Below are 12,590 nucleotides of genomic sequence, written 5' to 3'. Positions count from 1 at the left end.
CCGGGCAGCGACACGCCGAAAGTCGTCACCCGCCCACGGCCGACTTTGATACACGCCCTAGATCTCGGCTAAATCGCCTGCGTCTGGCAACGCCACCATGCGGCGGCGAAGGCGGACCCGGCAAAGTCGGTACACCCTGGGTAACGGTGGTGGCGGTACCTCGCCTTCGTGGGTCAGTTCTGGCCGGGGCTTGCTACGGGTAGTCCTGCTTCCTTGGCATGGTCGAGCAGCCGCCGGTCGTAGGTCACGAAGGCAGTGAGTGCCGTGCCGGACTCGTTGGTCAGCACCTGGGCGGTGGCCAGGTGGATGGCGTCGAGGCTGCGGAGCGTCGGCTCGGCGAACGCGGCTGCGGTCGCCCGAATCGTGCTGTCGATCTCGAGTCGGAACAGCCGTCCGACGGCAGCCGGCACGCCGATCAACGCTTGCGGAGCTGCTCGGCGCAGCGCTCTGGGCACTTCCACCTCGACGAGAGCGGAGGAGACCAGCGGCACATCGTCGTGCTTGTTGAGCCAGGAGACAAGGTCGGCGCTGCACACCTCCTGCCGAACCAGCTTGACGACGGCAGCTGAATCGAGATAGATCACCAGCGCTCCTCGTCACGCATCGCGACAAGCGAGGCGGCCACGTCCACATCCTCGTCACCAAGCTTCGGGGGAAGCGGCACAGAACCGCCGCCGGTGGGGGCGACGGCTCGCCCCGCCGCTACCAGCTTCGCCAACACCGACCGGTCGTCGCCTACCGGGACGAGTCGGGCGATCGGGTGTCCGCGGTCGGTGATCTCGACAGTCTCGCCACCACTCACCCGAGCCAACACCTGACTCGTGTTCTGATTCAGCTCTCGGACACCGATGCGCTCCATGGACACGAGTGTAGAACTAGATGTTCTACGCTTCCAGCTCCTGGTGATCCGGCGACAGCAGACAGCCGGTCGGCCGTCACCGCCTCGTTTCCGCCTCGGCCGTCGCGGTTACCGAGCCGGGCGCAGAGCAGGCGTGGTCAGATCGGGAATCGGCCGCGGCGCCACTGCCAGTGGCGGCCGGCCGTCAGGTGGTCGACGACGGCACGTTGCAGCACGGTACGGCGCGGTAGCGCGTCGAGCGGCGTGGTCAGCGTGCGGAACACGAACCGCAGCACCTCGACGTCGGCGTCCGGCCCGTCCGGCTCCTGGTACGGCTCCAGCTCGAACCGACGCTGGAACCGGACGATGTTCGAGTCCGCCGGCAGGTACTCCCGCAGCTGCGGGTCGAGCAGCCACGACCCGCAGGCGAACGCCGCGTACCGCTCGTCGGGGAAGTGTCGGGGGAAGAACGCGCGGGCCGCGTCGAGTGACGCGCTGACCGCCTCCGGGGTCAGCGGCCCCGCGTCGGGGATGTGCAGTTCGATGGCGCTGTCGCTGCGGTGGTGCTGCAGCCGGCCCAGCTCGTAGAGGCTGCCGCGCACGTGCAGGGTCAGCCAGGCCTGCATCACCGGCCAGCCCTCGCCACGCATCCGCCGGTCGATGGCGAGGTTGCGGCCCAGGTCCGCGAGGGTCGCCCAGGACACGGCGTCGGCGATGCCGTGGGCGCGGTGGTACGCCCGGACGACGTCGACCAGGGCCAGGTACGCGTACGCGTAGAGGTGCCGCCAGGCGGGTCCCCGGTCGCGGGGCAGCTCCGGGCCGGGTGCCAGCCAGCCGTAGCCGCCGAGGTCGGCCCGGACCAGGGCGATCGTCCGGTCGAGCAGCCAGCGCAGCTCCGGCGTCCACAGCGGCGAGTCGGGATCCGGCCAGCCGGCCATGATTTCGGCGGCGTCGTCCGGCCGCACCGCGAGCCGGTCCAGGATTGCGGGCGCGTCGGCCCTGGCCGGCAGTGGAGCTGACGGCCGGTCACCGGCGAGCCGGTGCACCCGCTCGACGTCGGCGACGGGTACCCCGAGCCGGGCGGCGGTCTCGTCCAGGTTCACCCGGACGACGCTACCGCCCAGGTCGCCCTTTCCGGCGTGCTGCGGGCGGCTCGCCTCCGGCGATGGCACTGCCCGGTGTGGCGGTCAGGGAATTCGGGCGACCGCACCGTACACCGACACGTCGGCTGCCGCCGGACGTGGCTGGTCCTGCTCGTCGGCGCGCCAGTCGCTCACCACCCCGATCCCGGGTGGTACGAGGTCCAGGCCCTCCACCAGCGCGGCGAACTCGGCGCGTTCCCGGGGCCAGATGTCGGTCTGCCCGGCAGCCAGCATCCGGTCGTAGACCGCTGCGATCGGTGCCGGGAGGAAGTCCTTGGTCGCATTGCTGACGACCAGGTAGCTGCCCGGCGGCAGCGCGTCGACAAGCTCGGCGACGACCGGTGCGGCCGCCCCTCGACCCGGCAGGAAGTGCAGTACCGCGACGAGCATCAGCCCGACCGGCTTGGACAGGTCCAGAGTGGCGAGCAGGTCGGGATGGTTGAGGATCTTGCCGGGCTCGCGCAGATCGGCCTCGATGTAGGACGTTCTACCCTGGGTGGTGCTGGTCAGCAGGGCCCTGGCGTGCACCATCACCATCGGATCGTTGTCGACGTACACCACCCGCGACTCCGGCGCGATCGCCTGGGCGATCTCGTGCGTGTTGTCTGCGGTGGGCAGGCCGGTGCCGATGTCGAGGAACTGCCTGATCCCGGCCTCGGCGGCCAGGAACCGGGTCGCCCGGCCGAGGAAGCGGCGGTTCTCTCGCGCCGCGATCGGCGCGCTCGGCCAGGCCGCCGCGATCTGGTCCGCCGAGGCCCGATCGACGGCGAAGTTGTCCTTCCCACCGAGCCAGTAGTTGTATCGGCGGGCCGGATGCGGCACCGAGGTGTCGAGCCGGTCGAACAGCGTTGCGTCGTGGTCGGCCATGAGAACCTCCGGAACCCAGTTGAGTACGCCGGGCCGTCGGCCGTCGCGCCGACGGCCAACGGGCGACCGAGCTTACTGGACGGTTCACTGTGCGCTGGCCCGGCGGGCGCACCGTCGTCCCGCGACAGCCGTCAAGCCGGCAGCGTACCGCGCGGCAACTACCGTCGAACAGGCGAGGTGATCGCCTGTAGTTCGCTGGCGACCTCGGCGATCAGGTCGGTGAGCGAATCGCGGTTGCCGGGCTCGACCCAGCGGGTGTACGCGACCCGGAACACGGTGACACCCGACTCGGTGGCCAGGGTCGCCGCGGTCTGGTCAAGGCCCTTGGCGCACAGCGCGGCAACGACCGCGGCCGCCAGCGAGCCCATCTTACGCAGCTCACGTTCCTGCAGCTCGGGACTGCTCTCGATGATGGTCTGGCGCACCCGGACCAGCTCGAGACGGTCGGCGAAGATCTCCTCCGCCACTTGACGGAACGCGGCGACGACCGCTTCGAAGGGGGCGGCGTCCGTCTCGGTCACCGCCTTGACGAGCAGGTCCTCCAGTTGCTCGCTGCCGCCGAACAGCGCCTCGCGTTTGTCGCCGAAGAGCCGGTAGAAGGTGCGTTTGTCGAGGCCGGCGCGGGTGGCGATGTCGGTGACCGTGGTCTGTTCGAAGCCGCGTTCACGGAACAGCTCGAAGGCGGCCGCCTCCAGGCGGCCGCGTGCGTCCGGTTGCCAGCGGGCCATGCCGCGATGGTATCCGATGTCACACTACGACATCTTCTTGATCCAAGCCATGTCGCATGGTGACATCACAAGGTAGGGTGATGTCACAAGGCGACATCGGTACTCACGAAGGAACACCAACATGCGCGTATTCGTCACAGGCGCCTCCGGCCACCTCGGCTCGGCGGTCGTGCCGGCCCTGATCTCCGCCGGCCACGACGTCGTCGGCCTGGCCCGCTCCGAAGCATCCGCTGCCGCGATCGAGAAACTGGGCGCCGGGACGCGTCGCGCCGACCTGTCCGACCTCGACGTGCTGCGCACCGAAGCGAACGCCGCCGACGGCGTCATCCACCTGGCGTTCCGTCACGACCTCCTGCTCACCGGCGACCTGACCGGCGCCGCCGGTGCCGACCTGGCCGCCCTCCACGCACTCGCCGACGGTCTGAGCGGCTCCGGCAAGCCGCTGGTCGGCACGGGCGGCACAGCCATGCTCGCGATGGGCGGAATCGTCGACCGCCCCGGCACTGAACACGACGCTCTCCCGAGCGGCTACCGGGTCGACGCGGAGAACTTCGTGGTCGGCCTCGCCTCCCACGACGTGCGCTCCTGCGTCGTCCGGCTCGCTCCGACGGTGCACAGCCCGCTCGACCGCAACGGTTTCGTCACCGTCCTCGTCGCCGCCGCCCGGCAGCACGGGTACGCGGCGTACGTCGGCGAAGGCACAAACCGGTGGCCGGCCGTGCACACGCTCGACGCGGCCGACCTCTACCGGCTCGCCCTCGAAAAGGCCCCGGCCGGCTCCCGCCTGCACGCCGCCGCCGACGAAGGAGTCCCCTTCCGCGAGATCGCCGCCGCCATCGCCCGCAACCTCGACGTGCCGGTCCGCAGCATCAGCCCCGAGGAAGCCGACGACTACTTCGGCTTCCTCGGGCCGTTCGCCCAACTGGACAATCCGACGTCGGCCGCGATCACCCGGGAACTCCTGGGCTGGTCCCCCAGCCGCCCCGGCCTCATCGCCGACCTGCACGACGGGCACTACTTCCAGGCGTGACGTCCCCGACGCGATTAACGCTCAGCCGAGGTCCTCCGGGCCCAGGGAGAGCCAGGCCAGGTCTTCCTGGGCGCGGCGGCGGGCCTCGCGTTCGCGGTCGAAGAGCGCGTCGGTCTTGCGCAGGACCAGAGTGTACGGTCGCCCGCTGCGCCGGGTCTGATGGTCGACGGGCAGGTCAGCCTGGTCGACGCGGGAGTGGACATGGCGGCGGCGCTGCTCGGCCAGCGGCCACTCGAAGGTGCGGCGCGCCGGATCGCCGAGGAACGCCACCAGGGTGGCGCACAGCTCACAGTCGCATCCCTTGGGCAGTTCCACCGACCAGTCGTCGTCGGCCCGAGCCGGCCGGGCGAGCTGCCGCTCAAGCCGCCGGGCGACGTGCGCGGCGAGGGTGTCGATGCCGGCCACCTGCTGCCCCGCCTGGTCCGGTGCGGTCGCGCGGGCGGCCCGCAGCGTCGACATCGCGCAGGCAAGCACGTCGTCCTCGTCCTGGCAGAGGAACTCGACCGCCGGGTCAGCCAGGTCCGCCGTACCGAGGCTGGCGGCACCGGCCAGGACGACGGCGATCTGCGGCCCCAGGTCCGCGAGGTACCTGCGCCGGTCGCGGGCCGCCGGGTAGGCGAGCATTCCTCGGGCCCGGCCGTGCAGTTCGGACCAGACGCCGGCCACCAGCAGCCGGCCGACCAGCACACCCCCGGTGTCGGAGGTGGCACGCAGCGCCGCGCACATCGCGGGCAGCGATGCCAGCCAGTCCGGGGTCTGCTTGTCGAACAGCGACGAACGGGACAGCCAGTTCCGGCCGAACCAGCCGTTGACCCGATCCCGGGTCCAGGACTCGCCGTAGCAGGTGGCGAGGCGGGCGAGCACCGGGGCGTCGGCCGGCACCAGCGTCTCCACCCGCAGCGGCGCGAGCAGCATGGCGGCCAGGTCCGGCTCGTCGAGCTCCCAGGCGACCGCCAACGCCCGCCCGACGACAAGTTCACCGGCCGCCGGGGTGACCCGCCAGAACGAGGCGAGCGTGGCGGCGCTGCTCCGGGCACCGGCGACGTCCCCGGCCCGCAGCAGATCGGCGAGCCGGTCGAGGGCCCAGCCTGGCGACGCCTGCGCACGGATCGCGAAGGTCCACCGACGTGGCCACACGACGATCGCCGCCCGGCGGTACCACCGGTCCAACGTGTTGCCGTAGTTGCCCATGTACCCCTCGTACTCCGACGATTGGGGCGACAGGTCCGCGGTGGGCGTCGTGGCACACACCTCGTCGTCGGAGATCCGCAGCGACGTCGGCACCACCTCGCCGGACTCGTCCAGCCAGCAGTCGAGGGTCATCGACGAGTCGATGAGCTCTTCGAGCTCGTACTCGCCCGACCCGCTCCCGCCGCTGGGTTCCTCGTCGTTTCGATACCGGCCGTACCGACTCCGGCCCCGACCCCAGCGGCCCCATGATTCCTCGGGGTCGAGGGCGCTCCAGGTCTCCTGCAGCTCCGCCAACGCCAGAGTGACCTCACAACCGGCTGTCTGCGCGGCCGCCCGCACCGCTGCGGCACGGCCGACGTCGTCGCCCTTGAGCCGGTCCCAGCCCAACGCCCGCTGGGTGTACTCGTGATCCAGCAGGTAGACCAGCCGGGCGGGCCCGTCGGTCGGTTCCGCGAAGTGATCGTCCAGGCAGCCGGCCAGTCCGGTGACCAGGTCCTGGCCCAGCGAGCCGGCGGCCAGGGTGACCGGGTCACCGGCGAGCAACAGGTTGTAGGTCAACACGATCCGGTGGCCCGCCGTCACCGGCGACACCTGATGCCGACAGTCGGCGTAGAACGCGACGAAGGTCAGCTCGTCCGGTGACGATTCGTAGCTCCCGGTCCGGCCGGCGTGCTCAATCGACAGCACGCCGCCGGCCGACTCCGACGGCAACGTCACCACCAGGGTGCCGATCATGGCATCGGCCTTCTCCGAATCCTGATGTGGCGCGAAGAACTGGCCGGGCGCGTACACCAGCATCGAGTGCAGCTCGGCGACCAGCTCGCACCCCTGCGGCAGGCCGAGGTCGGCCCGGAGCTGGTCCAGCATCGGGTGGAGCGTCTCGTGCCACCGCTGTTCGTCGATGTCGACGAGGCTCGTCGGGACTTCCCACGTGTCGCGGACCCCGGCGTCCGTCAGCGTCTGCTCACCCTTGCCGAACCTGGCCGGCCGGCCAACTGAGCACAGCTGCTTCGCCTGCTCGGCGGCCGCCGGCAAGGCGATCGGCCCGACACCGCGCACCGCGAGCCTCAGACCATGGGGTGACGCGGTACGACGTGCGCTGAACGCGCCAGCCGGGCCAACGGTGCCCAGTAGCGCGGCCAGTCGGTCAGGCGGGGTAACGGGGGATGCTGGCACGCGCAGACTCTAGGCCAGACAACCCGGTTGGGCCACTCGCACGCCCGTTCAGCGGACAACCGGTGCGACAGTCGACTATGGGCAGGATGATCACGCGCTACTGGGCACCGGACAGGTCGGCGAGGAGGGTGTCGAGGACCAGCTCCTCCTCGACCCGCGTACCGTGCCGGCTCATCGCAGCGGTCAGCTCCGCGTCCCAGCCGGCGTCGACCGGCCGGCCGGTCAGCGTCCCCGACACGGCGCCCACCACGGCCGCGCCCGCCACCGCCGCCCGGTACGCGGCGGCGTCGTAGCGCCACGGCTGCCACGGCACCCGGGAGCGCAACAGGTTGGCGATCCGTACCCCGCCCCAGTCGAAGTCGCCGTGGTAGCGCAACCGCGCGCCGCCGGCCGTCAGGCCGGTCAGCAGCCGCAGCGCCGCCGTGCTCGGCTGGCCGTTGACGCAGACCAGCGGCGGACACTCCGGACCGAGCAGGTCGGCCGCCGCGGCCAGCACCGTCGGGTTCTCGCAGACGTGGACGGTGCCGGCCGGGAAAGTCGACCGCTCCCGGCCGAGTTGGCGCAGGGTCAGCACGAGCGGCTCACCGGCCGTCGCGGCGGGCGCCGTCAGGGCGGACAGCCGGCTGCCCGGACTCGCCACGACGTTGAGCGTCAGTACGGTCGACGATAGTTCGTCGACAAGGACACCGGCGCTGTCCCACAGCGCCCGCCGCCGCTGCGCCGGGGACGTCGGTTCGTCGTCCCCGGGCCACCAGACGGCCCGCACCGCCGACAGTACGAGGGTGGCCAGTGGACGGTCGGCGTCGAGGGCGTGCGCGTCGCCGGTGGTGTGCGCGGCGAGCCGGGCCAACGGAGCACCGTCGGCAGGCAACGCCGCCAGCACCGCCACCAGGTGCTCGACGAGCCGGGCCGCCGCGTCCGGCGTACCGGACAGTCGGCGGGCCAGCGCCACCGTACCGCGATCGCCGCACCAGTCGGCCAGGTGCGGCGCGCGGCGGCCGAGCCGGTCCAACGGCGCCAGCACGGTACGCCAGGCGGCGTCGGCGGCGGCGCGGACCTCGGCGGTCACCGGCACCGGCCCGAGGAGGGTCTCGACGGCGGCGGCCAGCCCGTCCGGGTGCAGGCCGCTGCGGCGGACCACCTGGTCGAGGTCGTCGAGGTTGACCGTCAGCGAGGTGCCCCGGCCGGGTGGCCGCCCAAGCAGCCGTTGCACCGCCAGCCGCTCGGCCGGTGTCGGCTGGCTCAGCGAGATCGTGCCGGTCAGCGGCCGGCCGTGGGTTATCCGCTGGCGGACCCGCTGCACGACCCGTTCGGTGTCGGCCCCGCCGAGCTGCCGGCGCAGCCGATCAAGATCCGGCCCGACCACATCGAGATCAGGCCCGACCACCGCGCCGTCCGGTCCGGTCACTCGGCGGACCACAGAGCGGGCTGCTCCGAGCCGTCAGGTCCGGTTGGGTCCGGTCGGGTCGGGTCGGGTTCGCCGGCCGGGCGGGTCGGTCGCTGCTGCGGTACCGCCAGCTCGACCCGAGGCATCCGGTGCCGTTCCCGCCCGTCCCACCGCCACGGGGTGACCAGGACGGCGTCGATGCCGTCGTGCCGGGCCAGCTGCGCGATGCCCAGTCCGGGCACCTGCGGATAGCAGCCCCACTCCCGTTCGCTGGTCATCACCACGTCCAGGTCGAAGGTGGCGAGCAGCCCGAGGCACTTGGCCCGGGAGTCGTCGTCGACCCCGGCGAACGCCTCGTCGAGGGCGATCAGCCGCGGCGCGTGCGCATTGCCCGCCGACCCGTAGTACGAGGACGCGGCGGCGAACAGTGGGATGCTGGCGGCCAGCACACGTTCACCACCGGAGGCCGGGCCGGTGGCCGGCCGCCACTGCCCGTCCTGGTGGCGTTGGATCGCGAACTCGTGCCAGGCCCGGTAGTCCAACGCCCGGGTGAGCTGCTCGTGCCAGGTCGCCGCCTCGTCGCGCAGCCGTTCCCGGCTGATCTGCTCCTGCAGGAACGCGCCGATCGCTCGACGGTCGGCGTCGTTCCAGACGTCGGTGCTCTGCCGCAGCTGCCGGGCGCGCAGCTCGGCCAGGCCGGGCGGGGCGTCGCGGGTGGGCCGCCACAGCAGCCGCAGCCGCATGCCGGTGGAGGTGGGCCGCTCCTCCAGCTCGCCGTTCATCGTCGCAACCTGCTGCTCGGCGCCGGCGACCAGCTCCTGCAACGCTCCGGCGACCTCGTTGACCAGGTGGGTCTCCAGCACCTCCCGCTCGTGGGCGGAGAGCACCCGCTGCCGTTCGTCGATCTCAGTGACCAGGGCGGCGGACAGGTCCGCGACGGAGCGGCTGTGCCCCTGGAACACCACCTCCACGATCATGGTGTCCTCGCGGACGGCGGGCAGCACCTGGTGTCCGTGCCGGGACAGGCTGTCGGTGAGCACCTTCATGTCCAGGCTGACCTGGTGCTGGATCCGTTCCCAGGGGCGGTCACCGTCGTCGACGTCGGCGAGCAGCCGGTCGACGCCGCGCGCCACGGCCACCGCCGGGGTCGTCGCCCACGGCTGTCGGGTGTCCGGTAGTTCCTGCTCGGGGCAGGCCAGGGCGATCAGGCCGGTGTCGGCGAAGGCCCGCAGCACTTCGACGGCGGCGTCCCGGGTGGCGGTGGCCTCCGCAAGGTCCCCGGTCAGCCGGTCCCGTCGCCCGTCGGCGTCGCCCCGGGCGCCCCAGGCGTCGCGTTCGCGCTGCCGGGTCTCCCGGCTTTCCCGCTGGCACTCCTGCTCGGCGTCGGCCACCTCGCGGAGCTGGCGTTCCAGGTCGGCGACGGTCGCGCCGGCGGTCGCGTCCAACGTCTCGAACTCCACCCGGGCCAGCCGGGCCGTCTCGGCGGCCTCGGCCGCCTCGATCGCGGCCGGTTCGAGTTGCCCCTGCTTCTCATCGTAGGTGCGGGACGCCTCGGCGCGGCGTCGCGTCGCGTCGCGTACCCCGGTCAGGGTGGGCCACCAGGCGGCCAACGTCACCTGGTAGTCCTGCAGCCCGTCGCGAACCTCCGCCAGCCCGTCGGCGTCGTGGGGCAGACCCACGTCGTCGGCGAAGTCGGTCGCCTCGGCCAACGCCGTCTGCGCCGCCGAGACCGCCGTACGGTGCCTCGCCGCCGCCTCGTCACGCCGGCCGGCGGTGTCCCGGCGCAGCTGGTGGGCGCCACGGACCAGGGTGTGCGCCTCGCGCAGTGGCTGGTCGGAGGGGAGGTTCTCAATTTCCTGGCCGACCGCCCGCCGACGTTCGTCCAGTGTGGTGCGTTGCTCGGCGAGGTCGGCCGACACGGCGGCGAGTTCGTCGGCCTCGGCCCGCAGCGCGGCGATCCGGGCCCGCCGGGCCGCTTCCCGGGCGCCGTCGCCGATGTGCTCCGCGTCCGGTTTGGTCCACCGCCCGGTGACGACGCCGATGCCGAAGCCGCCGTCGGTGTCGACCCAGGTCGCCGCACCGGAGTCCGCGCCGAGGCCGATCGCGGCGAGGACGGCGGCGACGGTCGGCCCGGTCAGCGCGGTGGCGTGCGGGTCGGCGTCGTCGATCACCGGACGCAGCAGCGTCCCGAGGTTCGTCGCCACCTCGTCGGTGGGCCGCAGCAGCGCGTCGCCGCTGTCCGGGTGGCGGACCGTGCCGTCCGGGTCGATCCACGCGTCGAGCACCCCGGCGGCTTCCAGCGCCGCCTCGATGCCGGCACGCACCTGCGACGGCACGTCTTCAACGAAGTCGACGACCCGCCACAGTGGTGCGCCGGGCCGGTCGAGGCGCAGCTGCGGGGACCGGGTGTGCGGTGCCGGCGGCGGCTGGTGCGCCCCGTCGGTCAGCCGACGCAGCTCGGCGTCGATCTCCCCGACCCGATCGGCGACCCGCCGTTGCTCGGTCTCCACCGCCGCGTCGGCTCGGGCGATCGCCTCGGCGGCCGCCCGGCTGGCGGCGGTCACCTCCCGGGCGGCCGGGTTGTCCCCGTCCAGGGTGCTCACCCAGGAGTCGAGCCGGCCGAGCACCGCCTCCGGGTCGGCGATTGACAGCTCGACCAGGCCGGTCAGGTACTCCCCGGTGCGCCGTACCAGGGTCTCGCCCTGTTCGGCGGCGGCGGTCTCGGCGTCGGTGACCGCTTCGTCGGCCGCCGCGACCTCGGCGTCCAGCCGGTCGACCTCCTCCCGGGCGCGGTCTGCGAGGGTCCGGGCCGACTCGGCGGCCGCGCGGAGTCGATCGAGGGTACGCAGCGCGGCCCGCCGGTCCTGGACCAGCTGGCCGGCGGCGCGGCGCGCCTCGTCGAGCCCATGGGCGGAGTCGTCCGGCAGGGCGGCGAGGACCCGGTCACGGTGCCGGTCGGCGACCCGCGCCGCCACCGCACCGCCGGCCACCCGGGTACGGGCCGCCGCCTCGTCCTCCTGCGCCGCCTGCAGCTCCTGCGCCGTCTGCTCGGCGGTACGCCGGGTCCGGGCCGCCTCCGCCTCGACGTCACGCAGGCGTTTGGCCTGCTGGTCGGCGAACGTCGCCCGCTGATCGGCCGCCTCCCGCAGCCGACGCAGATGCTCGGCGGTACGCGCCTCGGGGCTTTCCGCCAGCGCCCGTCGGCGCGCCTGCAGCTCGGTGGCGCGCGCGTCCAGCTCGGCCAGTTTGACCTCGGCCTGGCGTACCGCCTGGTCGGCCTGCTCGTGCGCGCGCTGCGCGTCGCCCAGCTCGCGGCCCAGTTGCTCGTACCGGCTGTGCTGCTGCCGCAGCACCGCGGCCTTGCGTTTCGTCGCGATCCGCGCGTACTGCCGGTAGCGGGTGAGGAAGTCGTCGGCGGCCTTCTTCGTCTCGCGCAGCTCGGTCAGCGTCTCCCGTTCGTCGTCGAGACCCCGGAACGCCTCGGCGACCTGGGCGATCAGGTTCTCGTCCAGCGGCGGCAGCGCGTCGCCGAGCGCCCGGGACAGGGTCTTCTCGTCCGGGCGCTTGGACAGCTGCGGCTGCCGCAGTTTGATCAGCAGGGACACCAGCGCGTCGTACCGGTCCCCCAGGCCGAACAGTGCCTCGTCGACCGCCCGCCGGTAGTCGACGGCCCGGTCGTAGAGCATCCCCGCCGGGCCGATCGCGTCCCGCAGCCGGTCCCGGGTCGCCGCCGTACCGGTGGGGGTGAGCAGCTGCAGATCGGCGCCGACCCGTTGGCTGGTGACGAAGTACCAGTGCCGGGCGATGCCGCGCCCGGCCACCGCCTTCAGTCCGCAGCCGATGGTCAGGTAGCGGGCGGTGCCGTCGGCGTCGCGGCGGCCGAACTCCAGCCAGGTGTAGCCGGTCCGCTCCGGGTGCGGGTGCCGGCCGCCGAGCAGCAGGTTCCACTCCATCCGCTTGTGCGGATCCCCGTCGGGCTCCACTCGGTACGGTGCCAACTCACCGTCCAACAGGAACGGTACGGTCAACGCGAGGACCTTCGACTTGCCGGTGCCGTTGTTGCCCCGCAGCAGCAGACTCCCGCCGTGGAAGTGGAACTCCTCCTGGTCGTAGTAGAAGATGTCCACCAGCCCGGCCCGCAGCGGCTGCCACCGTTCCCGGTCCGGCACCGGCAGCTCCCGGTCCGGTGTCGACGTCGGTGCGGATTCGATCGCGGCGGCGGTCACGGTGA

Annotated in this window: 9 protein-coding genes; 1 reads left to right on the top strand and 8 read right to left on the bottom strand. The window is 72.7% G+C overall.

The window, feature by feature from the left end:
• Window positions 1-173: 173 nt before the first annotated feature.
• From ACFHWS_RS08655 to ACFHWS_RS08635, 5 genes are all read right to left on the bottom strand, one after another.
• Entirely contained in the window at window positions 174-584 is a 411-nt protein-coding gene (locus tag ACFHWS_RS08655; RefSeq protein WP_281552877.1) for a type II toxin-antitoxin system VapC family toxin, read from the bottom strand.
• The gene (locus ACFHWS_RS08650; protein WP_281552875.1) at window positions 581-859 is read right to left on the bottom strand and encodes a type II toxin-antitoxin system Phd/YefM family antitoxin; all 279 of its coding nucleotides are present in this window, start codon (window positions 857-859) and stop codon (window positions 581-583) included. Before ACFHWS_RS08650 ends, ACFHWS_RS08655 begins: the two co-directional genes overlap by 4 nt.
• Before the next feature lie 137 nt (window positions 860-996).
• Window positions 997-1,941: an acyltransferase domain-containing protein gene (locus tag ACFHWS_RS08645; protein WP_416567957.1), complete on the bottom strand. Its 945-nt coding sequence runs from the start codon at window positions 1,939-1,941 to the stop codon at window positions 997-999.
• Between the two features lie 84 nt (window positions 1,942-2,025).
• Window positions 2,026-2,847, bottom strand: coding sequence for an SAM-dependent methyltransferase (locus ACFHWS_RS08640; RefSeq protein WP_281552873.1), 822 nt, complete (start codon window positions 2,845-2,847; stop codon window positions 2,026-2,028).
• A 158-nt stretch (window positions 2,848-3,005) separates the two neighbouring features.
• On the bottom strand, window positions 3,006-3,575 hold the full coding sequence (locus ACFHWS_RS08635) for a TetR family transcriptional regulator (protein WP_281552872.1): 570 nt from the start codon (window positions 3,573-3,575) through the stop codon (window positions 3,006-3,008).
• A 121-nt stretch (window positions 3,576-3,696) separates the two neighbouring features.
• Between ACFHWS_RS08635 and ACFHWS_RS08630 the strand changes: the two genes are divergently transcribed.
• A complete protein-coding gene (locus tag ACFHWS_RS08630; RefSeq protein WP_282232527.1) occupies window positions 3,697-4,605 on the top strand; it encodes an SDR family oxidoreductase in 909 nt (302 codons plus the stop codon).
• A 21-nt stretch (window positions 4,606-4,626) separates the two neighbouring features.
• Here ACFHWS_RS08630 and ACFHWS_RS08625 read toward each other — a convergent pair whose 3' ends face one another.
• From ACFHWS_RS08625 to ACFHWS_RS08615, 3 genes are all read right to left on the bottom strand, one after another.
• On the bottom strand, window positions 4,627-6,972 hold the full coding sequence (locus ACFHWS_RS08625) for a 2OG-Fe(II) oxygenase (protein WP_416567956.1): 2,346 nt from the start codon (window positions 6,970-6,972) through the stop codon (window positions 4,627-4,629).
• A 97-nt stretch (window positions 6,973-7,069) separates the two neighbouring features.
• Window positions 7,070-8,380, bottom strand: coding sequence for a TIGR02679 family protein (locus tag ACFHWS_RS08620; protein ID WP_416567955.1), 1,311 nt, complete (start codon window positions 8,378-8,380; stop codon window positions 7,070-7,072).
• The gene (locus ACFHWS_RS08615) at window positions 8,377-12,585 is read right to left on the bottom strand and encodes a TIGR02680 family protein (protein ID WP_416551973.1); all 4,209 of its coding nucleotides are present in this window, start codon (window positions 12,583-12,585) and stop codon (window positions 8,377-8,379) included. Before ACFHWS_RS08615 ends, ACFHWS_RS08620 begins: the two co-directional genes overlap by 4 nt.
• Window positions 12,586-12,590 lie beyond the last annotated feature (5 nt).

Source organism: Micromonospora sp. LOL_013 (genome assembly GCF_048060315.1).
GTDB lineage: Bacteria > Actinomycetota > Actinomycetes > Mycobacteriales > Micromonosporaceae > Micromonospora_E.
This window is presented reverse-complemented; position numbering and strand designations above follow the sequence as displayed.

Excerpts from the sequence above, each read along its gene's own strand:
- ACFHWS_RS08650 (WP_281552875.1), bottom strand. The coding sequence starts at position 859 with ATGGAGCGCATCGGTGTCCGAGAGCTGAATCAGAACACGAGTCAGGTG.
- ACFHWS_RS08630 (WP_282232527.1), top strand. The coding sequence starts at position 3,697 with ATGCGCGTATTCGTCACAGGCGCCTCCGGCCACCTCGGCTCGGCGGTC.
- ACFHWS_RS08635 (WP_281552872.1), bottom strand. The coding sequence starts at position 3,575 with ATGGCCCGCTGGCAACCGGACGCACGCGGCCGCCTGGAGGCGGCCGCC.
- ACFHWS_RS08640 (WP_281552873.1), bottom strand. The coding sequence starts at position 2,847 with ATGGCCGACCACGACGCAACGCTGTTCGACCGGCTCGACACCTCGGTG.